Genomic DNA, 21,999 nt, shown 5'->3' with positions numbered 1-21,999 from the left:
TCATGTCAAAAGGAATCTTAGGGAAAAAAGTGGGAATGACTCAAATCTTCACAGAAAACGGTGAATTAATTCCTGTTACTGTGATCGAAGCGACTCCTAACACAGTTCTTCAAGTAAAATCTGTTGAAACAGATGGTTACGAAGCAACTCAAGTTGGTTTCGATACACTTCGTGAAGTTTTGACCAACAAACCTGCCAAAGGTCATGCTGCTAAAGCTAATACGACTCCTAAGCGCTTCGTTCGTGAATTCAAAGGACTCGAAGGCGCTGAAGTAGGAGCAGAAATCACTGTTGATACATTTGCAGCCGGAGATGTTGTTGATGTTACCGGAACTTCTAAAGGTAAAGGTTTCCAAGGCCCAATCAAACGTCATGGTCAATCACGTGGTCCTATGGCCCACGGTTCACGTTACCACCGTCGTCCTGGTTCAATGGGTCCTGTTGCAGCTAACAAAGTTCCAAAAGGTAAAAAACTTGCTGGACGTATGGGTAACAAACGCGTTACTGTACAAAACCTTGTTATCGCACAAGTGCTTCCTGAAAAGAACGTTATCCTTGTAAAAGGTAATGTCCCAGGTGCTAAGAAATCATTGATTGTTGTTAAATCAGCAATCAAAGCTAAATAAGAAGGAAAGGAGATAGAAATCTATAATGGCAAAAGTATCATTATTTAAACAAGATGGTTCACAAGCTGGTGAAGTTACACTTAACGACTCAGTATTTGGTATCGAACCAAACGAATCAGTCGTATTCGACGTTGTAATCTCACAACGCGCTAGCCTTCGCCAAGGAACACACGCACACAAAAATCGTTCTGCTGTGTCTGGTGGTGGTAAAAAACCATGGCGTCAAAAAGGTACAGGTCGTGCCCGTCAAGGTTCTACCCGCTCTCCACAATGGCGTGGTGGTGGTACTGTCTTCGGTCCAAACCCACGTAGCTACGCTTACAAACTTCCACAAAAAGTTCGTCAATTGGCGCTTAAATCAGTTTACTCAACAAAAGTTGCTGATGGTAAATTAATCGCTGTTGACACACTTGACTTTACAGCTCCTAAAACTGCTGAATTTGCAAAAGTAATCTCAGCACTTTCAATCGAACGTAAAGTTCTTGTGGTTCTTCCAAACGAAGGTAACGAATTTGCAGAACTCTCTGCACGTAATCTTGCAAACGTGAAAGTTACAACTGCTAATTCAGCATCTGTACTTGACATCGTTTCTGCTGACAAACTCCTTGTGGTTCAATCAGCATTGACACAAATTGAGGAGGTTCTTGCATAATGTCACTTTATGATATCATCCGTAAACCTATCATTACTGAAGCTTCTATGGCTGCAATGGATCAAAAGAAATATACTTTCGAGGTAGATTCACGTGCGCATAAACTTCTCATCAAACAAGCTGTTGAAGCTGTCTTTGGTGTAAAAGTTGCCTCAGTAAATACTATCAGCGTTAAACCAAAATCTAAACGAGTTGGTAAATACACTGGTACTAAATCAGGCTACAAAAAAGCTATCGTTACTTTGACTGAAGATTCTAAAACAATCGAAATCTTCGGCGAAGACGCAGAATAATAGAGGAGGAAAATCGTGGGAATTAAAGTTTACAAACCTACCACAAACGGTCGCCGTAACATGACTGGTAGCGACTTCGCTGAAATCACTACAAGTACTCCTGAAAAGAGCTTGCTTGTAAGCATGAGCAAAACAGCTGGTCGTAATAACACTGGTCGTATCACAGTTCGTCACCACGGTGGTGGTCACAAACGTAAATATCGTGTAATCGACTTCAAACGTACAACTGACAACGTTGTTGCTAAAGTTGCTACAATTGAATACGATCCAAACCGTACTGCAAACATCGCATTGATCGTTTACTCTAACGGTGTTAAATCATACATCTTGGCTCCTAAAGGCCTTGAAGTTGGAATGACAGTTGTATCTGGCCCTGAAGCCGACATCAAAGTTGGTAACGCATTGCCACTTGCTAACATTCCAGTTGGTACATTGATCCACAACATTGAATTGAAACCTGGTAAAGGCGGACAATTGGTTCGTTCAGCTGGTGCTTCAGCTCAAGTACTCGGTTCAGAAGGTAAATATACACTCGTTCGTCTTCAATCAGGCGAAGTTCGTATGATCCTTTCAACTTGCCGTGCTACAATCGGTGTTGTAGGTAATGAACAACAAAGCTTAATCAACCTTGGTAAAGCAGGACGTACACGTCACATGGGTATCCGCCCAACAGTACGTGGTTCTGTAATGAACCCTAACGATCACCCACACGGTGGTGGTGAAGGTCGTCAACCAGTTGGTCGCAAGTCTCCAATGACTCCATGGGGTAAACCAGCTCTTGGTCTCAAGACTCGCAACAAGAAAGCAAAATCAAGCAAACTTATCGTTCGTCGTATCAACGACTAATAAGTCGCTTTATTTTCACAAGAGCCTTCTCGGCGTCTTGTTAAATTTGATAAAACTTATTGTCAAATTTAATGAGATGTCGAAAGTGCATCTATAAATTCCGCCAACTCCGCCTTAGTAGCGGTAGTGGTACAAATATTTAAAGGAGAAACTCGCAAAATGGGTCGTAGTCTTAAAAAAGGACCTTTCGTCGATGAGCATTTGATGAAAAAAGTTGAAGCTCAAGTCAACGCCGAAAGAAAATCTGTGATCAAAACTTGGTCACGCCGTTCTACAATCTTCCCGAACTTTGTAGGACTTACAATTGCTGTTTACGATGGTCGCAAACACGTACCAGTTTACGTTCAAGAAGATATGGTTGGACACAAACTTGGTGAATTCGCACCAACTCGTACTTATCGTGGTCACGCTGCTGACGACAAGAAAACACGTCGCTAATAGGAGGAGAAAAAAATGGCAGAAATTACTTCAGCTAAAGCAACTGCAAAAACAGTTCGCGTTTCACCTCGTAAGACTCGTCTTGTTATCGATCTTATCCGCGGGAAACGTGTTGCAGATGCAATTGCAATCTTGAAATTTACACCGACTAAAGCTGCTGTAGAAGTTGAAAACGTACTTAATAGTGCTATCGCTAATGCAGAAAATAACTTTGGTCTTGAAAAAGCTAACTTGGTAGTAAGCGAAACATTTATTAATGAAGGTCCAACAATGAAACGTTTCCGTCCACGTGCCAAAGGTTCAGCTTCACCAATTAACAAACGCACAGCTCACATCACTGTAGTTGTAGCTGAGAAAGAATAAGGAGGTAAAAACGTGGGTCAAAAAGTACATCCAATAGGAATGCGTGTTGGCGTTATTCGCGATTGGGATGCCAAATGGTATGCTGAAAAAGAATATGCGGATTACCTTCACGAAGACTTGGCAATTCGTCAACTTATCCAAACTAAACTTGCTGATGCTTCAGTATCATTGATTGAAACTGAACGTGCAATTAACAAAGTTATCGTAACTTTGCACACTGCTAAACCAGGTATGGTTATCGGTAAATCAGGAGCTAACGTTGATGCACTCCGCGCAGAACTCAACAAACTTACTGGTAAACAAGTTCACATCAACATCGTTGAAATCAAAAAACCTGATTTGGACGCTCATCTTGTTGGTGAAGGAATTGCTAAACAACTTGAAGCACGTATTGCTTTCCGTCGTGCTCAAAAACAAGCAATCCAACGTGCAATGCGCGCTGGTGCAAAAGGGATCAAAACTCAAGTTTCTGGTCGTTTGAATGGTGCTGATATTGCCCGTGCTGAAGGATATTCAGAAGGTACAGTTCCACTCCACACACTCCGTGCGGACATCGACTACGCTTGGGAAGAAGCAGACACAACTTATGGTAAACTCGGCGTTAAAGTTTGGATCTACCGTGGTGAAGTTCTCCCTACTAAAAAATCTGTGAAAGGAGAAAAATAATCCATGTTAGTACCAAAACGTGTAAAACACCGTCGTGAATTCCGCGGTAAAATGCGTGGTTATGCTAAAGGTGGCGATACTATTTCTTTCGGTGAATATGGTCTTCAAGCGACTACATCTCACTGGATTACTAACCGCCAAATCGAAGCAGCTCGTATTGCTATGACTCGTTACATGAAACGTAACGGTCAAGTTTGGATTAAAATTTTCCCTCACAAATCATACACAGCCAAAGCTATTGGTGTGCGTATGGGTTCAGGGAAAGGTGCTCCTGAAGGTTGGGTTGCTCCAGTTAAACGTGGCGTTGTCATGTTTGAATTGGGCGGCGTTGATGAAGCAACTGCACGCGAAGCATTGCGTCTTGCTTCACACAAACTTCCTGTTAAAACTAAATTTGTGAAACGAGGTGAAGCGTAATGAAATTGAGCGAAACTAAATCACTTCTTAAAGATTTGCGCGCTTTGTCAGTTGAAGAATTGACAACTCGTGAAGCTGAATTGAAGAAAGAATTGTTTGATCTTCGTTTCCAAGCTGCTGCTGGTCGTCTCGAAAACACAGCTAAGCTTGATGAAGTCAAGAAAACTATTGCACGTGTAAAAACTGTGCAAGCTGAATTGAACAAATAATAGGTCAGGAGAAACTATAAATGGAACGCAAACAACGTAAAGTTTATCAAGGCCGCGTGGTTTCAGACAAAATGGATAAAACTATCACAGTTGTCGTAGAAACTAAGCGTAACCACCCTGTCTATGGTAAACGCATTAACTATTCTAAAAAATATAAAGCTCACGACGAAAACAACTCTGCAAAAACTGGCGACATCGTTCGTATCATGGAAACTCGTCCTTTGTCTAAAGACAAACATTTCCGTCTTGTAGAAATCGTTGAAGAAGCAGTTATTATCTAAGCAAAACTAGGAGGAATATAGCATGATTCAAACAGAATCTCGTTTGAAAGTTGCAGATAACTCAGGTGCTAAAGAACTTTTGACTATCCGTGTTCTCGGTGGTTCATCACGTAAGTTCGCTGGTATCGGTGATATCGTTGTAGCTACAGTTAAATCAGCTGCCCCTGGTGGAGCAGTTAAAAAAGGTGAAGTTGTGAAAGCAGTCATCGTTCGTACTAAATCTGGTGCGAAACGTCCTGACGGTTCATACATCAAATTTGATGAAAATGCAGCAGTGCTCATCCGTGACGATAAAACTCCTCGCGGAACACGTATCTTTGGCCCAGTTGCCCGCGAACTCCGCGAAGGTGGCTACATGAAGATCGTTTCACTTGCTCCAGAAGTACTCTAATCAAGCATTATAGAGATATGGTTTTGTCGGAAAAATTTTTTTGACAGAATCATATTTTACTGTTATTATTAACAGAATAGTCCCCTAGTAACAAAATATTAGGGTGCCCATCGGGCGTAAGAAAGGAATTAAACATGTTTGTAAAAACTGGTGATACAGTTAAAGTTATCGCAGGTAAAGACCGCGGTACTACTGGTAAAGTAATCAAAGCTTTGCCAAAAGTAAATAAAGTTGTCGTTGAAGGTGTTGCTATCATGAAGAAACACCAAAAACCAAACTCAGAAAACCCAAGTGGTGCTATTCTTGAAATCGAAGCTCCTATCCACGTTTCTAACGTACAAGTGCTCGACAAAAATGGTGTTGCTGGTCGTGTAGGTTACAAAGTTGTTGACGATAAAAAAGTTCGTTTCAACAAAAAATCTGGCGAAATTTTAGACTAAGGCGGAAAGGAGAAATAATATGACTAATCGTTTGAAAGAAAAATATACTAACGAAGTAGTACCAGCGTTGACTGAACAATTCAATTACACTTCAATCATGGCTGTACCAAAAGTTGATAAAATCGTTATCAACATGGGTGTTGGAGATGCTGTAAACAACTCTAAAAACCTTGATAAAGCTGTTGCTGAATTGGCTTTGATCTCTGGTCAAAAACCATTGATTACTAAAGCTAAAAAATCAGTTGCTGCTTTCCGTCTTCGTGAAGGTATGCCAATCGGTGCGAAAGTAACTCTTCGTGGCGAACGTATGTTCGAATTCTTGGACAAATTGGTTACTGTTTCACTCCCACGTGTACGTGACTTCCACGGTGTTTCAAACAAAGCGTTTGACGGTCGCGGTAACTACACACTTGGTGTGAAAGAACAATTGATTTTCCCAGAAATCAACTATGATGATGTTGATAAAGTTCGTGGTATGGATATTGTTATCGTAACAACTGCTAACACTGACGAAGAATCACGTGAATTGCTTGCTAAACTCGGCATGCCGTTCGCTAAATAAGATAGGGAGAATACATAAATGGCTAAGAAATCTATGGTTGTTAAAAACCAACGCCCTGCAAAATTCTCAACACAAGCTTATACTCGTTGCGAACGTTGCGGACGTCCACATTCAGTTTACCGCAAATTTAAACTTTGCCGTATCTGTCTTCGCGAATTGGCTTACAAAGGTCAATTGCCAGGCGTTAAAAAAGCTTCATGGTAATTTGTTAATTATCGTGTAACGAATAAAAATTACTGACAGAATTTCTGTCAGTAATTTTTTTTGTATCTTAGAATTCTATGAGATGGGAGCGTTTTCGAAAATAGTGAAATAAATGTAATAATTTGCTATAATAGCTAAAGAATAGGAGAAATTTATGGAAAAGATATTTGTTAAAATTAAAAGATATGCAACAGTTTCTGTAATTTTTTTAGGAGCTTTAGCGACTTTAACAGCTTGCGGTAGCGGAAGTAAAGAAAGTGAAAAAGCTGAGCATACTAGTTCGTCACAAAGTATAAAAAATAAGGAAAGTCTCCCAAGCAGTAGTTCACAATCTTCAAGTATAAGTACGAGTTCAAGTTCGGACATAAGTCCAAGTTCAACTAGTCAGTATGAGGCTGCTAATAGTTCACAAATTCTTGCAGGTGACTATTCTTCTTTAAACGGAACATGGCAAACTACTGACGGAGGTGGTAAAGCTGTTCTGAAAAATGGTACCATCATTTTTAGTTCAGAATATCAAAGAGTTATATCTGGACCACAATCAAAGAATGGGATTATTATGGCCGGTGCTGTGAATCTTGGGAAATACATGGGGTTCATGTTTGCTGCGGCTAACAGCTCGCCAACTTTTTCAAACTCTTCACAAACGGATAAAACAGATAGGACAAAAGATAGATTTGCAATAACTTCAAATGATGAGGGTATGGAAATATTTGATACTAACCCAACGTCATTTTTTTACAAGATAAGTAATGATACAACAAGTCCGAATTCGTAAGCCAGGATGAAAGTTGCTGACAGAAATTCTGTCAGTATTTTTTTATAGAAAAACCATGACACACCCGAAAACATTGTAAAGAAAAGTGTTGACATGGTGCGGAACTTCTGCTATACTAATTAAGTTCGGTCTTTTTATGAAAAAGACCTCATTAATTTGAAAGTGGGATTTGAACAAGCCCAAACTACAAATAAGGAGAAATTACACTATGGTAATGACTGACCCAATCGCAGATTTCTTGACTCGTATTCGTAATGGTAACATGCGTAAATTCGATGTTGTTGAAGCACCTGCATCAAAAATCAAACGTCAAATCGCTGAAATCCTCAAAGCTGAAGGTTACGTGAAAGACGTTGAATACGTTGAAGATAACAAACAAGGCGTAATCCGCGTTTTCCTTAAATACGGTAAAAACGGTGAAAAAGTTATCACTAACTTGAAACGTATTTCAAAACCAGGTCTTCGTGTTTACGTGAAATCTGATGATGTTCCTAAAGTTCTTAACGGACTTGGTACAGCAATCATCTCAACATCTACTGGTGTAGTAACTGATAAAGTTGCTCGTGAAACAAATGTTGGTGGTGAAGTAATTGCCTACATCTGGTAATTAGTTCGGAGAGACTTCATTGATGGAGTTGATCTAAATGTTTAATATCGACTTTTGATGATATTAAACTGACGAGCGAATTTTTCGTAAGTCAAAATTACTGACAGAAATATTTTTATGCCTGTCAGTAAAATAAAAGTTCTTTTAAATCAAATTTTGATTTAAAACCCGTGAAAACAGATTGAATTAAATCTGATAATTTAACAGGAGAAAAAAATGTCACGTATTGGTAACAAAGTCATCGTTATCCCTGCAGGCGTATCTGTAGAAGTAAACGGTGCAACTGTCACTGTCAAAGGACCTAAAGGTGAACTCGTTCGTTCATTCAACGAAAACATCACACTTGATATCGCTGAAAACGAAATCACTGTAAAACGTCCAAACGACACTAAAGAAATGAAAATGCTCCACGGAACTACTCGTGCCCTTCTTGCTAACATGGTAGAAGGTGTTTCAACTGGTTTCTCTAAAGCACTTGAAATGATCGGGGTTGGGTACCGTGCACAATTACAAGGAACTAAACTTGTATTGTCAGTTGGTAAATCTCACCAAGACGAAGTTGAAGCACCAGAAAACATCAAATTTGTTGTTGCAACTCCAACTTCTATCGTTGTTGAAGGTATCAGCAAAGAAGCCGTTGGTCAAACAGCAGCTTACATCCGTAGCCGTCGTTCTCCAGAACCTTATAAAGGTAAAGGGATCCGTTACGTTGGTGAATACGTTCGTCGTAAAGAAGGTAAAACTGGTAAATAATTTTTGTCAAAATAATGTTCACTTGAACATTTATTTAGCAAAAAATGTTATCCGTAATTGGTGGTTTGACTTGTCAAATTGCCAGTATTTTGTCAATGCTAACTTTGTTAGACAGACAAAAACTCCCCGCTTGCTGACAGCATTCTAGTAATACTGTCAGCAAGAAAATCGATGGCAAAAACTATCGAAATTTAAAATAATATAGAGGTAGAATTGTGATTTCTAAACCAGATAAAAACAAACTCCGCCAAAAACGTCACACACGTGTACGCGGTAAAATTTCAGGAACATCTGAAACTCCACGTTTGAACGTTTTCCGTTCAAACACAAACATTTATGCACAAGTCATTGATGACGTAACTGGTACAACACTTGCATCAGCTTCATCACTTAAATTGACTGGTACTAAAACTGAACAAGCCGCAGAAGTTGGTAAACTCGTTGCTGAAGCTGCAAAAGCTAAAGGCGTTGAAGAAGTTGTCTTCGACCGCGGTGGTTACCTCTATCACGGACGTGTTGCAGCACTCGCTACAGCAGCTCGTGAAGCTGGATTGAAATTCTAAGGAAAGGGGTAATTAAACATGGCAGAAAACAGAAGAAATGATCGCGAACAAAGCGAATTTGAAGAACGCGTAGTTTCAATTAACCGCGTTACTAAAGTTGTTAAAGGTGGACGTCGTCTTCGCTTTGCAGCACTTGTTGTTGTTGGTGACCGTAACGGTCGCGTAGGTTTCGGTACTGGTAAAGCTCAAGAAGTTCCTGAAGCTATCCGTAAAGCAATCGAAGCAGCTAAGAAAAACCTTATTACAGTTCCTATGGTAGGTACTACACTTCCTCACGAAGCACTTGGTGTCTTCGGTGGTGGCAAAATCCTCCTTAAACCAGCTGTAGAAGGTGCTGGAGTTGCCGCAGGTGGTGCCGTTCGTGCCGTCCTCGAACTCGCTGGTGTTGCTGACGTAACATCAAAATCACTTGGTTCAAACACACCAATCAACGTTGTTCGTGCAACTGTTGATGGATTGAATCAATTGAAACGTGCTGAAGAAGTTGCTGCATTACGCGGTAAATCTGTATCAGATTTCGCCTAAGGAGGAAAAAATGGCTCAAATTAAAATTACATTGGTAAACTCACCAATCGGCCGTATCCCTGCTCAACGCAAAACTGTTAAAGCACTCGGTCTTGGTAAACTCAACAGCTCAGTAGTAAAAGAAGGTTCACCTGCTATTCTTGGTATGGTAAACTCTATTTCTCACTTGGTAAAAGTTGAAGAAGCATAATTAATATTAAAAAAAACAATTCTGTCTTTACTGACAGGATTGTTTTTTTACTGACAGAAATCTAGAGTACTTTAAAAAAGATTATTTGCTATTTTTTAGAATAATAAAATATATTTGCAAACGACGAAATGGCTTGTAATTCCAATCGAAAAATAGTAAAATAATAGAAGTCTGATATCAGGCAAATAAATATATTAACGTATCGGCGAGTTTATTTTTCACGTTCCTTTCATGGAAAATAGGCGACAGCAAGGTACAAAATAAGGAGAAAAAAATGGAACTTCATTCATTGAAAGCTGCTGAAGGCAGTCGTAAAGTACGTAATCGCGTAGGTCGTGGTACATCATCAGGTAACGGTAAAACATCTGGACGTGGACAAAAAGGTCAAAAATCTCGTTCAGGTGGTGGAGTACGTCCTGGTTTTGAAGGTGGACAAACAGAATTGTTCCGTCGCATGCCAAAACGTGGTTTCTTGAATGTTAACCGTAAAGAATACGCTATTGTCAACCTTGAAACTTTGAACCGTCTTGAAGATGGAGCAACTGTTTCAGCTGAAACTCTTGTAGCTGCTAAAATCATCAAGGACGTTAAATCAGGTGTTAAAGTTCTTGCTAACGGTGAATTGACAGCTAAAAAACTTACAGTTAAAGTTGCTAAAGTATCTGCTGCTGCTAAAGCTGCAATCGAAGCTGCTGGTGGTTCTGTAGAAGAAGCTTAATTTTTACACTACAATTGGCGGTTGAATTTTCAACCGCTTATTGTCTATTTACAATTAAAACGCTTTAAGGAGATTTTATGTTTTTTAAGACGCTTAAGGAAGCCTTTAAGGTCAAGGACGTCCGAGCAAGAATTCTCTTTACGATTTTCATCCTTTTTGTTTTCCGCTTAGGTGCCCATATTACGGTACCTGGCGTCAACGTTCAAAACTTGACAGAAGTAAGTAATCTTCCTTTCTTGAACATGATGAACTTGGTTTCTGGTAATGCAATGCAAAACTATTCACTTTTTGCAATGGGGGTTTCGCCTTATATTACTGCTTCAATCATTGTTCAATTGTTGCAAATGGATATTTTACCAAAATTTGTTGAGTGGTCAAAACAAGGGGAAATTGGACGTCGTAAACTGAATCAAGCGACACGTTACATTACCTTAGTGCTTGCTATGGCACAATCTATCGGGATTACTGCTGGTTTCCAAGCCATGAGCTCGTTAAATATTGTGCAAAATCCAAATTGGCAAAGCTATTTGATGATTGGTGCAATTTTGACCACTGGTTCAATGGTTGTCACTTGGATGGGTGAACAAATTAATGAAAAAGGATTTGGTTCAGGTGTTTCAGTAATTATCTTTGCTGGGATTGTATCTAGTATCCCATCGGCGGTCAAATCTGTTTATGATGAAAAATTCTTAAACGTTCGACCTTCAGAAATTCCAATGTCTTGGTTATTTGTCATTGGTCTAGTATTGTCAGCAATTATCATTATTTATGTAACAACTTTTGTTCAACAAGCAGAACGTAAAGTACCTATTCAATATACTAAATTGACTCAAGGTGCACCAACAAGTTCTTATTTGCCACTTCGTGTCAATCCAGCTGGGGTTATCCCAGTTATCTTTGCTGGTTCAATTACAACTGCTCCAGCTACGATTTTGCAATTCTTGCAACGTTCGCAAGGAAGTAATGTAGGTTGGTTGTCAACTTTACAAGACGCCTTGTCATATACGACTTGGACAGGAATGCTCTTCTACGCATTATTGATTGTGCTCTTTACATTCTTCTACTCATTCGTTCAGGTCAATCCTGAAAAGATGGCTGAAAACCTTCAAAAACAAGGCTCTTACATTCCATCTGTTCGTCCGGGTAAAGGAACCGAAAAGTATGTATCACGTCTCTTAATGCGTCTTGCAACGGTAGGTGCGCTCTTCCTTGGTTTGATTTCAATCATTCCAATTGCCGCCCAAAACGTTTGGGGACTTCCAAAAATTGTCGCTCTTGGAGGAACATCACTCTTAATCTTGATTCAAGTTGCTATACAAGCAGTGAAACAACTTGAAGGATATTTACTCAAACGTAAATATGCAGGATTTATGGATAATCCACTTGAAACAAAATAAAATCTTGTCATTAGACAAGGTTTTTCTTTATTTTTTAGCAAAAATACGCTAAAATAGTGTAGGTAAAATCACAGAGAACATCTGCAATTTACTGACAGTTCTGTCAGTAATTTATAAATTAAAATCAGGAGAAAACAAAATGAATTTATTAATCATGGGACTTCCAGGAGCTGGTAAAGGAACTCAAGCTGAGTTCATCGTTAAAAATTATGGAGTAAATCACATTTCAACAGGTGACATGTTCCGTGCCGCAATGAAAAACGAAACTGAAATGGGTAAACTTGCTAAATCTTTCATCGATAAAGGTGAACTCGTACCTGATGAAGTAACGAACGGAATTGTTAAAGAACGTTTAGCACAAGATGATATCAAAGCTTCAGGCTTCTTGCTTGATGGATATCCACGTACGATTGACCAAGCTCATGCACTTGATACAATGCTTGAAGAACTCGGAATTAAACTTGATGCCGTTGTAAATATCGTTGTTAACCCAGATATTTTGGTTGACCGTTTAAGTGGCCGTTACATCTGCCGTAACTGTGGAGCAACTTATCATAAAATCTTCAATCCAACTAAAGTTGAAGGTGTTTGTGACGTTTGTGGTAGTCATGACCTTTATCAACGTGCGGATGATGTTCCAGAAACAGTTAAAAATCGTTTGGATGTCAATATTAAAGAATCAGCTCCAATTATTGAACACTACACTGAACTTGGACTTGTTAAAAACATTGAAGGTGAACAAGAAATTAGCCAAGTAACAGAAGATATTAAAAAAGTTTTAGGATAATAAAAATAAAAACCTCTGTCAGAGGTTTTTTTAGTAAAATAGCAAGATTAGAATACAAAATTTTACTGACAAGCTCTCTGTCAGTAAAATTATAAAAAATGAAACACCCGAAAACATTGCCATGAACAGCTTTGAAAGCGAGTAATAAATTAAACATGTACTCAAGCTAGAAAAATAAAGGCTTTTCTGAAAGAAAGACTTGCATTTGTTGCTGAAAAATGCTAAAATACATAAGTCCGACTTTTTAGATATATATAGTATATATCTTTCGGGAAATTTCTAAGGAGGTACTTTTGCTTGGCAAAAGATGATGTAATTGAAGTAGACGGCAAAGTCGTTGACACCATGCCGAATGCGATGTTCACGGTTGAACTCGAAAATGGTCACCAAGTCTTGGCGACGATTTCAGGAAAAATTCGAAAGAATTATATCCGTATCTTGCCTGGAGACAAGGTTCAAGTTGAACTCTCACCATACGATTTGACACGCGGACGAATTACTTACCGATTTAAGTAATCCGGACATTCATTGAGTGCATGATGCACAGTAACCATAGAAAGGAAGACACAATGAAAGTAAGACCATCAGTTAAACCAATCTGCGAATACTGTAAAGTTATTCGTCGTAACGGTCGTGTAATGGTAATTTGCCCTGCCAATCCAAAACACAAACAACGTCAGGGATAGAAAGGAAATAGAAAAATATGGCTCGTTTTGCTGGAGTTGATATTCCAAACGAAAAACGCATTGTTATTTCATTAACATACGTATTCGGTGTTGGACTTCAAACATCTAAAAAAGTACTTGCAGCTGCAGGTGTCTCAGAAGATATCCGTACAAAAGATTTGACATCAGATCAAGAAGATGCAATCCGTCGTGAACTCGATGGCTTGAAACTCGAAGGAGACCTTCGTCGTGAAGTGTCACTTAACATCAAACGTTTGATGGAAATCGGTTCTTACCGTGGTATGCGTCACCGTCGTGGACTTCCTACACGTGGACAAAACACTAAGAACAACGCTCGTACACGTAAAGGTCCTGCTAAATCAATCGCAGGTAAGAAAAAATAATTAAATAGAAAGGAGTTAAAATGGCAAAAATTACACGTAAACGTCGTGTTAAAAAGAATATTGAATCTGGAATTGTTCATATCCAATCAACATTCAACAACACAATCGTTATGATCACAGACGTTCATGGTAACGCCCTTGCTTGGTCATCAGCTGGTGCACTTGGATTTAAAGGTTCTAAAAAATCTACACCTTTCGCCGCTCAAATGGCTTCAGAAGCTGCTGCTAAAGCTGCTCAAGAGCAAGGTTTGAAAACTGTATCTGTTACAGTTAAAGGTCCTGGTTCAGGTCGCGAATCAGCTATCCGCGCACTCGCTGCAGCTGGTCTTAATGTAACATCTATCAGTGATGTGACTCCTGTACCTCACAATGGTGCACGTCCTCCAAAACGTCGTCGTGTATAATTAGTTGCTCTTGTCACTAATCACTTTTCGCTTAGAGGAGAACATACATGATTGAGTTTGAAAAACCAAAAATTACTAAATTTGACGAATCAGAAAATTACGGTAAATTCGTTGTTGAACCACTTGAACGTGGTTATGGTACAACTTTAGGTAACTCTCTGCGTCGCGTCCTTTTGTCATCACTTCCTGGTGCTGCTGTGACTTCAATTCAAATTGAAGGTGTTCAACACGAATTCGCAACAATCCCTGGCGTACGTGAAGATGTCATCCAAATCGTTCTTGCGGTTAAAGGAATTGCCATCAAATCATACGTAGAGTCTGAAAAACAAATCGAACTTGACGTAACTGGTCCTATGGATGTTACTGCTGGTGATATCTTAACTGATAGCGACATTGAAATTGTCAACAAAGACCATTACTTGTTCTCTATTGCTGAAGGTCACTCAATGCGTGCTGTAATGACTGTTAAAAAAGGATACGGCTATGTTCCGGCTGACGAAAATAAAGTCGATGGAGCGCCAATTGGCACAATTGCTGTAGACTCAATTTACACACCAGTAAGTAAAGTAAATTATCAAGTAGAACCTGCCCGTGTTGGTGGAGATTCTAGCTATGATAAATTAACACTTGAAATTACTACAAACGGTACTATCGTTTCTGACGAAGCTTTGTCACTCTCAGCTAAAATCTTGACAGACCACTTGAACTTGTTCGTTGATCTTTCAGAAGTTGCAGCTGAAGCCGAAACACTTGTTGTTAAAGATGAAGTTAAAACAGAACGTGTGCTCGATAAAATTATTGAAGAAATGGACTTCTCAGTTCGTGCTTACAATGGTTTGAAACGCGCAGGTATTAACACTGTTGCTGATATTGTTGAAATGAGCGAAGCTGACATGATTAAAGTCAAAAACCTCGGTCACAAATCAGTAGAAGAAGTCAAAGTTAAATTGACTGAATTGGGACTTTCCCTTAAAAAAAGAAAATAATAATATAGGAGGAAACAAATGAGCAATCGTAAACTCGGACGTACATCTTCACAACGTAAAGCTATGCTTCGTGATTTGACTACAGATTTGATCATCAACGAAACTATCGTTACAACTGAAGCTCGCGCTAAAGAAGTTCGTCGTACAGTAGAAAAAATGATTACGCTTGGTAAAAAAGGTGACCTTTCAGCTCGTCGTGCAGCAGCTGCTTACGTACGTAATGAAATCGCAATTAAAGATTTCAACGAAGAAACTGAAACTTTCCCAACTGCCCTTCAAAAATTATTCAACGACCTTGCTAAACGCTACGAAGGACGTAACGGTGGTTACACTCGTATCCTTAAAGTAGAACCACGTCGTGGTGATGCTGCGCCTATGGCAATCATTGAATTGGTTTAATTGTATTAAATCTTGAAGTAATAATAAAATACTAAATTGAGTGTTATGATGTTGGCGGGGGTTTCTGTGGGTGCATGTGTTGAGTTGTGATTGACTCTCTTTCGCATCAGCCTTGCTTATAGTCTAGCTCTGTCTGATTAGATTAAATTTCTAATCTAGTCAGGCCACTCAATTTATTTATTTTAGCCGTTGTAGCTCAGTCGGTAGAGCAGCACCATGGTAAGGTGAAGGTCGACAGTTCGATTCTGTTCAATGGCATATTTTTTACAGTAGATATATTTAAATATGAGAAGTCTTATTTTATAAATAAGACTTTTTATTTACTTTAAAAGCTTTAAAAAGCGAATAATGTCCACGGTTAAATACATTTGTTTTACAAAAACGGCTCCTAATAAAATGAGTGATGATAATATGCACGCACCTATTAATGATATGCAAATTGCTGAGGATATTCATCTTACTTTCAATCACATGATGATGTCAATTTTTCATAGAATAGTTGTGAACAAAAAATGAGAAAAGCAATTTTCGTTGCCTTTGATGGAACAATTAATATTCGTAAGACAAAAAGTACTTTCAAAATTTGAATATTGGTAAAAAGTGGCAGACTTTTTTTACTTTGCAAGCCATTTTCCTTATATTACTGGCTTGTCCAACCATTTCTACAGAATGTTAAGAAGAAATTAAATGCTGATGAAAACTATTTTGGACAAAAATAATAATATTTTCTTGATGTAAATCAATGTTTTATAGTCTTTTTAAAATTATACTAAGACTATAAATATTGATGCATAATTGCAGGAGGAAAGTATAAATGTCAAAAATAGTAATGAAATTAGATGAATTGAGCTGTCCATCATGTATGGCTAAGATTGAAGGAGCTTTGAATACAACAAATGGAGTAGAAATGGCAAAGGTGCTGTTCAACGCTTCAAAAGTCAAGGCAGAATTTGATGACAATCAGGTAACTGCTACTGACTTAGTTAGTAAAGTTGAGGGACTTGGCTATGTTGTCCAAAAGAGTAAAGTTACGGAAATTTAAAGCTATGATGTGCTAACTATTTTTTATCTAAGATTCGTGTCAGACACTCTGAAATATGATAAAATGGTAAAAGAATAAAATCCTTAATCAAATAAAACAGCGGATTATCCGCTGTTTTGTTACATTTTAATAAATTTTACGTATGAATAAGTGGAGGGAAAATGGCGAAGAAAAAATCATCATTTGTTTGTCAAAATTGTGGCTATAAGTCTGCAAAATACTTAGGACGTTGTCCAAACTGTGGCGAATGGTCTTCTTTTGTTGAAGAAGTTGAAGTCCAAGAAGTTAAAAATCAACGTGTTTCAATGACTGGCGAACGTTCAAAACCAATGAAGCTAGATGAAGTTGAATTATTTGATACTCCTCGGATTGAAACGGACCTAGATGAATTTAATCGTGTATTAGGAGGGGGTGTCGTTCCTGGTTCATTAGTTCTGATTGGGGGAGACCCTGGGATAGGTAAATCAACCTTACTTTTACAGGTTTCTACTCAATTGGCTTCTAGAGGGCGTGTGCTGTATGTGAGTGGTGAAGAATCAGCCCAACAAATTAAACTAAGAGCTGAGCGTTTAGGAGATATTGACCGTGACTTTTATCTCTATGCTGAAACAAATATGCAGTCGATTCGTGCAGAAGTTGAGCGTTTAAAACCTAACTTCTTAATTATTGATTCCATTCAAACAATCATGACACCAGAAATTCAATCAACTCAAGGCTCTGTAAGTCAAGTTCGTGAAGTGACTGGAGAATTGATGCAAATTGCTAAAACGAATGATATTGCGACTTTTATTGTTGGTCATGTGACTAAAGAAGGACAGCTGGCTGGGCCAAGGATGTTGGAGCACATGGTTGATACGGTGCTGTATTTTGAAGGAGAACGAAATAATACATTTAGAATTCTTCGTGCTGTAAAAAACCGTTTTGGTTCAACTAATGAAATTGGAATTTTTGAGATGCAGGGTCATGGCTTGGTCGAAGTGACTAATCCCTCAGAGGTCTTTTTAGAAGAACGCTTAGAGGGCTCAACTGGATCTGCAATTGTTTGTGCACTTGAGGGAACACGGCCTATACTAGTTGAAATACAAGCACTGACGACACCGACAATGTTTGGAAATGCTAAAAGGACGACCTCAGGCCTAGATTTTAACCGTGTAAGTTTAATTATGGCGGTGCTTGAAAAGAGAACGGGGCTCTTGATGCAAAATCAAGATGCCTACCTCAAATCTGCGGGGGGAGTAAAATTGGATGAGCCAGCCATTGACCTCGCGGTTGCGGTTGCTGTGGCTTCAAGTTATAAAGAACTTCCAACAGATGCGCGTGAATGTTTTATTGGTGAAATTGGTTTAACGGGTGAAATTCGTCGGGTGACCCGAATTGAACAAAGATTAAATGAAGCTGCAAAACTAGGTTTTAAAAAAGTATATGCTCCTAAAAATTCAATTGTAGGGATTGATATTCCTGAACAGATTCAAGTGATTGGAGTAACAACTTTAACTGAATGTTTAAAACTAGTCTTTGGCTAATATAAAAATAAGGCTATTTCATTAATGAAATAGCCTTTGCTTTTTATGAATGACTTATCTTATAAGAATAATAAGCTAATAGAATTAATAGACTAGAGCCGATTAATGTAAAATCACCTAACCATAAACTTAAAAGAGAAGAAATAAAGGCTCCCACAACAAATGATAAAGCAAGAGATAAGAAGATGAGTGAATTTTTTAAGTCCTTAGTGTTTTTAGAAACTAAATATTGACCTAGATTTGTTCCAAAAGCTTTGATATTACCTGTGGACATGATATTAGCATAAGGAAGTCCTCTGACTCGAGTAAAGGTATCACCTTGAATAACCATAAAAAAGGAGAGAATTCCAACAAAAAGTGAGGCTGATAAATGTAAAAAAGTAGCGAAGGCGAGAGAAATGAGTAAAATACCAATCATTTGTATGAAGAGAAGGGATTCAATTTCACTTTGATTATTTTGGGTTTTATATTTGGTGAATAAGGTCTTGAAAAGTGCACCTAGTGCAAAAAATAAAATTGGAATAATAAATTGAAAAGCTTTCTCCAAATTTCCATGGGCTAAATTAATTCCAGTCTGAATCAAATTCCCAGTTTGGAGACTAGCGAAACGGCCGTCAAAATGAAAAAAGGTAAAGGCATCAACAAAGCCTGTATTCATGGCAAGTAATAGAGCAACAAGTAAACTTTCTTTAGAATGGACTGCGGATTTAAGCATAATTTTTTCCTTCATAATCTGTAAAAGATAAGGTCATTATAGCACAATGATAATCTAATGTACTCTATTTAAAATAAAAAATTAAATGATCGCTAATAAGGGATATAAGTTATAAAATAATAAATATAGCATGAGAAATTAAATAGATTTCTTGTGTTTGGATAAGCAATATTAAAGGAGCGTGTGGTATAATTGACACAGGGCTTTCTTGTAAGCCTATCCATTTTCTAAAAGGAGGAAAAGATATGCGTCGTTGGATTATTCATCTTGTTATGACTGTCATCGGAGCATCGCTAGGTGTTGCTGTTGTACCATCAATTTTAAAGGTATTTGGTTGGGACACAGGGATTTTGCAGAACGAAGCTGTTGACGGTGTGATTGGTGCAATTATTTTTATTATTCTTTCATTTATATTTGCCGGTTCAATGCTTAATGGGTTGAAAAAAATAGATTCTAGAATTTCCAAAATGAATATGTCAAAAATGGTCTTCAATATTATTGGGATTGTTCTTGGTCTTCTCGTTGGGGTTATTGGAAGTATTCCATTAAGATTTTTAAATGTTCCTATTTTAAGTAATATCATTTCATTCATACTTGTTTTGGTGATGATTTATTTGGGATATGTTTTGTTTGATCGACGAGGAGACGAAATTGCTAGAGTGCTTTTTCGTAAACGCCGTGAAGCAATGGCAACTGAACCAGCAGAAGTTGCTGAGGAAGTTGTCAGTGAATCTAAGAGTAATAATAGTATTTTATTGGATACAAGTTCAATCATTGATGGTCGGATTTTAGATGTAATTAAAACAGGGTTCATTTCAGATAAAATTATTGTTCCTAATTTTGTGATTTTAGAATTACAATTAATTTCTGATAGTTCAGACCCACTGAAAAGGGCTAAAGGACGTCGGGGCTTGGATTTGGTTAATGAATTGACTAAATTTGATCAAGTTGAAATTTCTCAAGTTGATTTTCCAGATGTTCGAGAAGTTGATACTAAACTTCTTAAATATGCAAGTTCTACTGGCTCAAAATTAGTGACGAATGATTTTAATCTTAATAAAGTTGCTGAAATTCAGGGTGTTCGAGTTCTTAACATTAATGACCTTGCTAATGCTGTGAAAACACAACTTGTTGTGGGCGAACATATTAACGTACAAATTATTCGTGCTGGTTCTGAACGTCAACAAGGCGTGGCTTATTTGCCAGATGGAACAATGATTGTCATCGAAGATACTGCAAAATTGATTGATAAAACAGTTACTGTTGAAGTTGCTAAGGTGCTACAAACAAGTGCTGGTCGAATGATTTTTGCTGATTTAGTAAAAAAATAAAGAAGAAAACCGATAAATTATCGGTTTTTATCTTAAATGAATTTTGAGTATTTAGGAGTTTAATATGTATTTAAAACGTTTTATTCAATTGTTTGTAGTTTTTTTAATTTCTTTAGCTGTTTTTGCTTTGATATTAGAAATGAATTTTGGAAATTATTGGTTAAGATTTGTTTTAGGACTTATCATTGCTTATGTTTTTCTTACTTTACCACTTGTTCTCTTAACAATTTTTAAAACTAATAAAAAGGCTAATGTTGTTGGTACGAATGCTGTAGAAAATGAACTTGCTTATCTTTTAAAAGACTTTCCAGGCTACCTTGCTTTAAGTGTGACTGATGAAAATTCAAAGAGTTCAACAACGATTATGAGTTTTATTCAAGCTCAAAAAACGGAAAATATTTTCTACATGGTTGCGGATAAAAAAGCTTCAAAGATTAGTGATATAAAAAGAAATTCACAAGTGAGTTTTACGACTTGGTTTGATAAGTTGGAAAAAGGAGGGCGTTTGACTTCAAATCGGGTTCATGCAGAAATCTTAGAAGAGGCTAAAGCTCAAGAAATTGTGAAAAAAGAAGGATTAATCCTATCTCTTCATGAAAATGCGGAGAATATGTCAATTATTGCTTTAAGGATTGAATCGGCCCTTTATGAAAATTTTAAAGGTCAAACTAAAGTTATTAATTTTGAAAAATAATTTATTAAAACTGCTTTTTAGCAGTTTTTTTATTTTAATAAAAGTGGGAAATATTGATATTTTAGCTATATTGTATTACTATATAGATGTAGTTAGTATTACTAAATAGCGGAGGAAAAAATGAATCAAATTACAGAAATGTTGAAAGGAGTTCTTGAGGGTTGTGTTTTAGAAATCATTGGTCAAGGGGAAACCTATGGTTATGAAATTACTCAAAAACTGCGAGAACTTGGTTTTGAAGATGTTGTAGAAGGAACGGTATATACGATTACGATGCGTCTTGAAAAGAAAGGGTATGTTGAGATTAGAAAAAAGCCTTCAAAACTTGGCCCCGCTCGAAAATGGTATCGTTTAAATGAGGCAGGGCAAATTGAGCGCGGAAATTTTTGGAAAAAATGGGCTTTTATTTCAGAAAAATTGGAATTTTTACGTCATCAAAATTTATTGAGTGAGCAGAAGGGAGAAAATCATGGCGGAGCATAGAAATATTGTTGATAGAATGATTGGTCTTGAAGAAAAAAGAGAATTTCGCGAATTTGAAAATCGTGCTCAGAAACTTGGAGAGAATTATTATGAAGATTATAAGGAATTAAAAAAATATATATAGCACTCTGGGGTAACGAAATGGGCAGATTTCAAATTTATTTTTGGACAAGTCCTTGATTTACTTGAAGAAGCTAAAATCCAAGACAAAGAATTGACTGATTTAATTGGTCCAGATGTTGCGACGTTTATTGATGAGATGATGGATGATAATAGTTGGGGAAAAAAGCAAAAAAATAAACTTAATAAGGAGCTGAAAAATGGTTTTATATAAAATTAGTGACCTTCTTGCTGAAAAAAAGACTGGCAAGAAACGCAAAATCGAGCTAAAAAATTACCTAAAGATTTTTATCAGGCTTATCGTTCAATTCAAAAATATATGTTCAAAATGGGGGCAACAGATTGGCATATTTTTAATGATATTATTGAATTATTTGAACTGGCAGTAGTTGATGGGCGAAGCCCAGCAGAGGTTCTGGGCGATGATTTTGCAACTTTTGCTGATGAATTATTAAGTGATAATAAAGAGGATTGGCGAAATAAATATCGTCAAGCTTTGAATGATTATTTTGCTCAAAAGTAATAAA

Annotated in this window: 36 protein-coding genes, 1 tRNA gene and 2 pseudogenes; 38 read left to right on the top strand and 1 reads right to left on the bottom strand. The window is 37.5% G+C overall.

Translation table 11 applies throughout. The annotated features are described in order from the left end of the window. The first annotated feature begins 2 nt into the window (after positions 1 to 2). From rplC to radA, 33 genes are all read left to right on the top strand, one after another. The gene (rplC, locus tag IAE51_RS07510) at positions 3 to 626 is read left to right on the top strand and encodes a 50S ribosomal protein L3 (RefSeq protein ID WP_003129970.1); all 624 of its coding nucleotides are present in this window, start codon (positions 3 to 5) and stop codon (positions 624 to 626) included. A 25-nt stretch (positions 627 to 651) separates the two neighbouring features. Further along, complete coding sequence (gene rplD, locus IAE51_RS07505) at positions 652 to 1,278, top strand: 50S ribosomal protein L4 (protein ID WP_003129968.1); 627 nt, start codon at positions 652 to 654, stop codon at positions 1,276 to 1,278. Continuing rightward, positions 1,278 to 1,571: a 50S ribosomal protein L23 gene (locus IAE51_RS07500; RefSeq protein WP_003129966.1), complete on the top strand. Its 294-nt coding sequence runs from the start codon at positions 1,278 to 1,280 to the stop codon at positions 1,569 to 1,571. The genes rplD and IAE51_RS07500 overlap by 1 nt, the downstream gene beginning before the upstream one ends. Positions 1,572 to 1,586: 15 nt before the next feature. Further along, positions 1,587 to 2,417 (top strand): 50S ribosomal protein L2, encoded by an 831-nt coding sequence (gene rplB / locus IAE51_RS07495; RefSeq protein ID WP_003129965.1) that lies wholly within the window; start codon positions 1,587 to 1,589, stop codon positions 2,415 to 2,417. 159 nt (positions 2,418 to 2,576) lie between these two features. Then, positions 2,577 to 2,855 (top strand): 30S ribosomal protein S19, encoded by a 279-nt coding sequence (gene rpsS, locus IAE51_RS07490; RefSeq protein ID WP_003129963.1) that lies wholly within the window; start codon positions 2,577 to 2,579, stop codon positions 2,853 to 2,855. Between the two features lie 15 nt (positions 2,856 to 2,870). Further along, complete coding sequence (rplV, locus tag IAE51_RS07485; protein ID WP_010906302.1) at positions 2,871 to 3,218, top strand: 50S ribosomal protein L22; 348 nt, start codon at positions 2,871 to 2,873, stop codon at positions 3,216 to 3,218. 12 nt (positions 3,219 to 3,230) lie between these two features. Continuing rightward, positions 3,231 to 3,884, top strand: a complete 654-nt coding sequence (gene rpsC / locus IAE51_RS07480; RefSeq protein WP_003129960.1) for a 30S ribosomal protein S3 — start codon at positions 3,231 to 3,233, stop codon at positions 3,882 to 3,884. Between the two features lie 3 nt (positions 3,885 to 3,887). Next, positions 3,888 to 4,301 carry a 50S ribosomal protein L16 gene (gene rplP / locus IAE51_RS07475; protein ID WP_003129958.1) on the top strand — a complete coding sequence of 138 codons (414 nt, stop codon included), beginning with the start codon at positions 3,888 to 3,890 and terminating at the stop codon, positions 4,299 to 4,301. Beyond that, entirely contained in the window at positions 4,301 to 4,510 is a 210-nt protein-coding gene (rpmC, locus tag IAE51_RS07470) for a 50S ribosomal protein L29 (protein WP_003129957.1), read from the top strand. Before rplP ends, rpmC begins: the two co-directional genes overlap by 1 nt. A 20-nt stretch (positions 4,511 to 4,530) precedes the next feature. Further along, a complete protein-coding gene (gene rpsQ, locus IAE51_RS07465) occupies positions 4,531 to 4,791 on the top strand; it encodes a 30S ribosomal protein S17 (protein ID WP_003129955.1) in 261 nt (86 codons plus the stop codon). A 22-nt stretch (positions 4,792 to 4,813) separates the two neighbouring features. Then, the gene (rplN, locus tag IAE51_RS07460; protein ID WP_003129953.1) at positions 4,814 to 5,182 is read left to right on the top strand and encodes a 50S ribosomal protein L14; all 369 of its coding nucleotides are present in this window, start codon (positions 4,814 to 4,816) and stop codon (positions 5,180 to 5,182) included. Between the two features lie 134 nt (positions 5,183 to 5,316). After that, positions 5,317 to 5,622, top strand: a complete 306-nt coding sequence (rplX, locus tag IAE51_RS07455; protein WP_003129951.1) for a 50S ribosomal protein L24 — start codon at positions 5,317 to 5,319, stop codon at positions 5,620 to 5,622. 19 nt (positions 5,623 to 5,641) lie between these two features. Then, positions 5,642 to 6,184 carry a 50S ribosomal protein L5 gene (gene rplE, locus IAE51_RS07450; RefSeq protein WP_003129948.1) on the top strand — a complete coding sequence of 181 codons (543 nt, stop codon included), beginning with the start codon at positions 5,642 to 5,644 and terminating at the stop codon, positions 6,182 to 6,184. Between the two features lie 18 nt (positions 6,185 to 6,202). After that, on the top strand, positions 6,203 to 6,388 hold the full coding sequence (locus IAE51_RS07445) for a type Z 30S ribosomal protein S14 (RefSeq protein WP_003129946.1): 186 nt from the start codon (positions 6,203 to 6,205) through the stop codon (positions 6,386 to 6,388). Positions 6,389 to 6,542: 154 nt separating this feature from the next. Beyond that, positions 6,543 to 7,166 (top strand): DUF6287 domain-containing protein, encoded by a 624-nt coding sequence (locus IAE51_RS07440; protein WP_058206486.1) that lies wholly within the window; start codon positions 6,543 to 6,545, stop codon positions 7,164 to 7,166. Between the two features lie 208 nt (positions 7,167 to 7,374). Then, on the top strand, positions 7,375 to 7,773 hold the full coding sequence (gene rpsH / locus IAE51_RS07435; protein WP_003129932.1) for a 30S ribosomal protein S8: 399 nt from the start codon (positions 7,375 to 7,377) through the stop codon (positions 7,771 to 7,773). Positions 7,774 to 7,989: 216 nt separating this feature from the next. Beyond that, complete coding sequence (gene rplF, locus IAE51_RS07430; protein ID WP_003129925.1) at positions 7,990 to 8,526, top strand: 50S ribosomal protein L6; 537 nt, start codon at positions 7,990 to 7,992, stop codon at positions 8,524 to 8,526. A 215-nt stretch (positions 8,527 to 8,741) separates the two neighbouring features. Beyond that, on the top strand, positions 8,742 to 9,089 hold the full coding sequence (gene rplR, locus IAE51_RS07425) for a 50S ribosomal protein L18 (protein ID WP_003129924.1): 348 nt from the start codon (positions 8,742 to 8,744) through the stop codon (positions 9,087 to 9,089). Between the two features lie 18 nt (positions 9,090 to 9,107). After that, positions 9,108 to 9,614: a 30S ribosomal protein S5 gene (rpsE, locus tag IAE51_RS07420; RefSeq protein WP_003129922.1), complete on the top strand. Its 507-nt coding sequence runs from the start codon at positions 9,108 to 9,110 to the stop codon at positions 9,612 to 9,614. A gap of 10 nt (positions 9,615 to 9,624) precedes the next feature. Next, on the top strand, positions 9,625 to 9,804 hold the full coding sequence (rpmD, locus tag IAE51_RS07415; protein ID WP_003129921.1) for a 50S ribosomal protein L30: 180 nt from the start codon (positions 9,625 to 9,627) through the stop codon (positions 9,802 to 9,804). 274 nt (positions 9,805 to 10,078) lie between these two features. Beyond that, positions 10,079 to 10,522 (top strand): 50S ribosomal protein L15, encoded by a 444-nt coding sequence (rplO, locus tag IAE51_RS07410; protein ID WP_003129920.1) that lies wholly within the window; start codon positions 10,079 to 10,081, stop codon positions 10,520 to 10,522. A 77-nt stretch (positions 10,523 to 10,599) separates the two neighbouring features. Then, positions 10,600 to 11,919: a preprotein translocase subunit SecY gene (secY, locus tag IAE51_RS07405; RefSeq protein WP_003129919.1), complete on the top strand. Its 1,320-nt coding sequence runs from the start codon at positions 10,600 to 10,602 to the stop codon at positions 11,917 to 11,919. A 139-nt stretch (positions 11,920 to 12,058) separates the two neighbouring features. Further along, a complete protein-coding gene (locus IAE51_RS07400; protein WP_010906298.1) occupies positions 12,059 to 12,706 on the top strand; it encodes an adenylate kinase in 648 nt (215 codons plus the stop codon). Between the two features lie 297 nt (positions 12,707 to 13,003). Beyond that, entirely contained in the window at positions 13,004 to 13,222 is a 219-nt protein-coding gene (gene infA / locus IAE51_RS07395) for a translation initiation factor IF-1 (RefSeq protein ID WP_003130554.1), read from the top strand. 53 nt (positions 13,223 to 13,275) lie between these two features. Next, entirely contained in the window at positions 13,276 to 13,392 is a 117-nt protein-coding gene (gene rpmJ, locus IAE51_RS07390; RefSeq protein WP_001808836.1) for a 50S ribosomal protein L36, read from the top strand. A 17-nt stretch (positions 13,393 to 13,409) separates the two neighbouring features. After that, on the top strand, positions 13,410 to 13,775 hold the full coding sequence (gene rpsM, locus IAE51_RS07385; protein WP_003130555.1) for a 30S ribosomal protein S13: 366 nt from the start codon (positions 13,410 to 13,412) through the stop codon (positions 13,773 to 13,775). 20 nt (positions 13,776 to 13,795) lie between these two features. Further along, complete coding sequence (gene rpsK / locus IAE51_RS07380) at positions 13,796 to 14,179, top strand: 30S ribosomal protein S11 (RefSeq protein ID WP_010906297.1); 384 nt, start codon at positions 13,796 to 13,798, stop codon at positions 14,177 to 14,179. 47 nt (positions 14,180 to 14,226) lie between these two features. Next, the gene (locus tag IAE51_RS07375; RefSeq protein WP_003130557.1) at positions 14,227 to 15,165 is read left to right on the top strand and encodes a DNA-directed RNA polymerase subunit alpha; all 939 of its coding nucleotides are present in this window, start codon (positions 14,227 to 14,229) and stop codon (positions 15,163 to 15,165) included. Between the two features lie 18 nt (positions 15,166 to 15,183). Then, positions 15,184 to 15,564 carry a 50S ribosomal protein L17 gene (rplQ, locus tag IAE51_RS07370; RefSeq protein ID WP_003130558.1) on the top strand — a complete coding sequence of 127 codons (381 nt, stop codon included), beginning with the start codon at positions 15,184 to 15,186 and terminating at the stop codon, positions 15,562 to 15,564. 185 nt (positions 15,565 to 15,749) lie between these two features. Beyond that, positions 15,750 to 15,822: transfer RNA gene (locus tag IAE51_RS07365), tRNA-Thr, on the top strand. A gap of 90 nt (positions 15,823 to 15,912) precedes the next feature. After that, on the top strand, positions 15,913 to 16,080 hold the full coding sequence (locus IAE51_RS12215) for an isomerase (RefSeq protein ID WP_010906295.1): 168 nt from the start codon (positions 15,913 to 15,915) through the stop codon (positions 16,078 to 16,080). 298 nt (positions 16,081 to 16,378) lie between these two features. Beyond that, on the top strand, positions 16,379 to 16,606 hold the full coding sequence (locus IAE51_RS07360) for a heavy-metal-associated domain-containing protein (protein WP_010906294.1): 228 nt from the start codon (positions 16,379 to 16,381) through the stop codon (positions 16,604 to 16,606). 161 nt (positions 16,607 to 16,767) lie between these two features. Further along, on the top strand, positions 16,768 to 18,129 hold the full coding sequence (gene radA, locus IAE51_RS07355; protein WP_058203717.1) for a DNA repair protein RadA: 1,362 nt from the start codon (positions 16,768 to 16,770) through the stop codon (positions 18,127 to 18,129). 43 nt (positions 18,130 to 18,172) lie between these two features. On the opposite strand, the gene IAE51_RS07350 is transcribed toward radA, so the two are convergent. Next, on the bottom strand, positions 18,173 to 18,859 hold the full coding sequence (locus IAE51_RS07350) for a YoaK family protein (protein WP_012898598.1): 687 nt from the start codon (positions 18,857 to 18,859) through the stop codon (positions 18,173 to 18,175). Positions 18,860 to 19,089: 230 nt separating this feature from the next. Here IAE51_RS07350 and IAE51_RS07345 point away from each other — a divergent pair, with 230 nt between their 5' ends. The 5 genes and pseudogenes from IAE51_RS07345 to IAE51_RS12210 all read left to right on the top strand — a co-directional run. Further along, positions 19,090 to 20,175 carry a PIN/TRAM domain-containing protein gene (locus tag IAE51_RS07345; RefSeq protein WP_200095102.1) on the top strand — a complete coding sequence of 362 codons (1,086 nt, stop codon included), beginning with the start codon at positions 19,090 to 19,092 and terminating at the stop codon, positions 20,173 to 20,175. 64 nt (positions 20,176 to 20,239) lie between these two features. Beyond that, positions 20,240 to 20,869, top strand: coding sequence for a hypothetical protein (locus tag IAE51_RS07340; RefSeq protein WP_003129888.1), 630 nt, complete (start codon positions 20,240 to 20,242; stop codon positions 20,867 to 20,869). Positions 20,870 to 20,989: 120 nt separating this feature from the next. Beyond that, the gene (locus tag IAE51_RS07335) at positions 20,990 to 21,352 is read left to right on the top strand and encodes a PadR family transcriptional regulator (protein WP_003129889.1); all 363 of its coding nucleotides are present in this window, start codon (positions 20,990 to 20,992) and stop codon (positions 21,350 to 21,352) included. Then, positions 21,339 to 21,686, top strand: a pseudogene (locus IAE51_RS07330) (DUF1048 domain-containing protein). The gene IAE51_RS07335 and the pseudogene IAE51_RS07330 overlap by 14 nt, the downstream one beginning before the upstream one ends. 81 nt (positions 21,687 to 21,767) lie before the next feature. Beyond that, positions 21,768 to 21,995 (top strand): annotated as a pseudogene (locus IAE51_RS12210) (DUF1048 domain-containing protein); the annotation flags it as partial. Positions 21,996 to 21,999: the final 4 nt, after the last annotated feature.

The sequence above is a fragment of the Lactococcus sp. S64 genome, from assembly GCF_016516525.1.
Taxonomy (GTDB): domain Bacteria; phylum Bacillota; class Bacilli; order Lactobacillales; family Streptococcaceae; genus Lactococcus; species Lactococcus lactis.
Note: the sequence above shows the minus strand (reverse complement) of the source record. Positions and strands in the feature narration are given on the sequence as shown.

What these genes read in the sequence shown, in the direction of transcription:
- rplC (WP_003129970.1), top strand. Translation starts at nt 3, where the DNA reads ATGTCAAAAGGAATCTTAGGGAAAAAAGTGGGAATGACTCAAATCTTC.
- rplD (WP_003129968.1), top strand. Translation starts at nt 652, where the DNA reads ATGGCAAAAGTATCATTATTTAAACAAGATGGTTCACAAGCTGGTGAA.
- IAE51_RS07500 (WP_003129966.1), top strand. Translation starts at nt 1,278, where the DNA reads ATGTCACTTTATGATATCATCCGTAAACCTATCATTACTGAAGCTTCT.
- rpsS (WP_003129963.1), top strand. Translation starts at nt 2,577, where the DNA reads ATGGGTCGTAGTCTTAAAAAAGGACCTTTCGTCGATGAGCATTTGATG.
- rplV (WP_010906302.1), top strand. Translation starts at nt 2,871, where the DNA reads ATGGCAGAAATTACTTCAGCTAAAGCAACTGCAAAAACAGTTCGCGTT.
- rplP (WP_003129958.1), top strand. Translation starts at nt 3,888, where the DNA reads ATGTTAGTACCAAAACGTGTAAAACACCGTCGTGAATTCCGCGGTAAA.
- rpmC (WP_003129957.1), top strand. Translation starts at nt 4,301, where the DNA reads ATGAAATTGAGCGAAACTAAATCACTTCTTAAAGATTTGCGCGCTTTG.
- rpsQ (WP_003129955.1), top strand. Translation starts at nt 4,531, where the DNA reads ATGGAACGCAAACAACGTAAAGTTTATCAAGGCCGCGTGGTTTCAGAC.
- rplN (WP_003129953.1), top strand. Translation starts at nt 4,814, where the DNA reads ATGATTCAAACAGAATCTCGTTTGAAAGTTGCAGATAACTCAGGTGCT.
- rplX (WP_003129951.1), top strand. Translation starts at nt 5,317, where the DNA reads ATGTTTGTAAAAACTGGTGATACAGTTAAAGTTATCGCAGGTAAAGAC.
- rplE (WP_003129948.1), top strand. Translation starts at nt 5,642, where the DNA reads ATGACTAATCGTTTGAAAGAAAAATATACTAACGAAGTAGTACCAGCG.
- IAE51_RS07445 (WP_003129946.1), top strand. Translation starts at nt 6,203, where the DNA reads ATGGCTAAGAAATCTATGGTTGTTAAAAACCAACGCCCTGCAAAATTC.
- IAE51_RS07440 (WP_058206486.1), top strand. Translation starts at nt 6,543, where the DNA reads ATGGAAAAGATATTTGTTAAAATTAAAAGATATGCAACAGTTTCTGTA.
- rpsH (WP_003129932.1), top strand. Translation starts at nt 7,375, where the DNA reads ATGGTAATGACTGACCCAATCGCAGATTTCTTGACTCGTATTCGTAAT.
- rplF (WP_003129925.1), top strand. Translation starts at nt 7,990, where the DNA reads ATGTCACGTATTGGTAACAAAGTCATCGTTATCCCTGCAGGCGTATCT.
- rpsE (WP_003129922.1), top strand. Translation starts at nt 9,108, where the DNA reads ATGGCAGAAAACAGAAGAAATGATCGCGAACAAAGCGAATTTGAAGAA.
- rpmD (WP_003129921.1), top strand. Translation starts at nt 9,625, where the DNA reads ATGGCTCAAATTAAAATTACATTGGTAAACTCACCAATCGGCCGTATC.
- rplO (WP_003129920.1), top strand. Translation starts at nt 10,079, where the DNA reads ATGGAACTTCATTCATTGAAAGCTGCTGAAGGCAGTCGTAAAGTACGT.
- secY (WP_003129919.1), top strand. Translation starts at nt 10,600, where the DNA reads ATGTTTTTTAAGACGCTTAAGGAAGCCTTTAAGGTCAAGGACGTCCGA.
- IAE51_RS07400 (WP_010906298.1), top strand. Translation starts at nt 12,059, where the DNA reads ATGAATTTATTAATCATGGGACTTCCAGGAGCTGGTAAAGGAACTCAA.
- rpmJ (WP_001808836.1), top strand. Translation starts at nt 13,276, where the DNA reads ATGAAAGTAAGACCATCAGTTAAACCAATCTGCGAATACTGTAAAGTT.
- rpsM (WP_003130555.1), top strand. Translation starts at nt 13,410, where the DNA reads ATGGCTCGTTTTGCTGGAGTTGATATTCCAAACGAAAAACGCATTGTT.
- rpsK (WP_010906297.1), top strand. Translation starts at nt 13,796, where the DNA reads ATGGCAAAAATTACACGTAAACGTCGTGTTAAAAAGAATATTGAATCT.
- IAE51_RS07375 (WP_003130557.1), top strand. Translation starts at nt 14,227, where the DNA reads ATGATTGAGTTTGAAAAACCAAAAATTACTAAATTTGACGAATCAGAA.
- rplQ (WP_003130558.1), top strand. Translation starts at nt 15,184, where the DNA reads ATGAGCAATCGTAAACTCGGACGTACATCTTCACAACGTAAAGCTATG.
- IAE51_RS12215 (WP_010906295.1), top strand. Translation starts at nt 15,913, where the DNA reads ATGTCCACGGTTAAATACATTTGTTTTACAAAAACGGCTCCTAATAAA.
- IAE51_RS07360 (WP_010906294.1), top strand. Translation starts at nt 16,379, where the DNA reads ATGTCAAAAATAGTAATGAAATTAGATGAATTGAGCTGTCCATCATGT.
- radA (WP_058203717.1), top strand. Translation starts at nt 16,768, where the DNA reads ATGGCGAAGAAAAAATCATCATTTGTTTGTCAAAATTGTGGCTATAAG.
- IAE51_RS07350 (WP_012898598.1), bottom strand. Translation starts at nt 18,859, where the DNA reads ATGAAGGAAAAAATTATGCTTAAATCCGCAGTCCATTCTAAAGAAAGT.
- IAE51_RS07345 (WP_200095102.1), top strand. Translation starts at nt 19,090, where the DNA reads ATGCGTCGTTGGATTATTCATCTTGTTATGACTGTCATCGGAGCATCG.
- IAE51_RS07340 (WP_003129888.1), top strand. Translation starts at nt 20,240, where the DNA reads ATGTATTTAAAACGTTTTATTCAATTGTTTGTAGTTTTTTTAATTTCT.
- IAE51_RS07335 (WP_003129889.1), top strand. Translation starts at nt 20,990, where the DNA reads ATGAATCAAATTACAGAAATGTTGAAAGGAGTTCTTGAGGGTTGTGTT.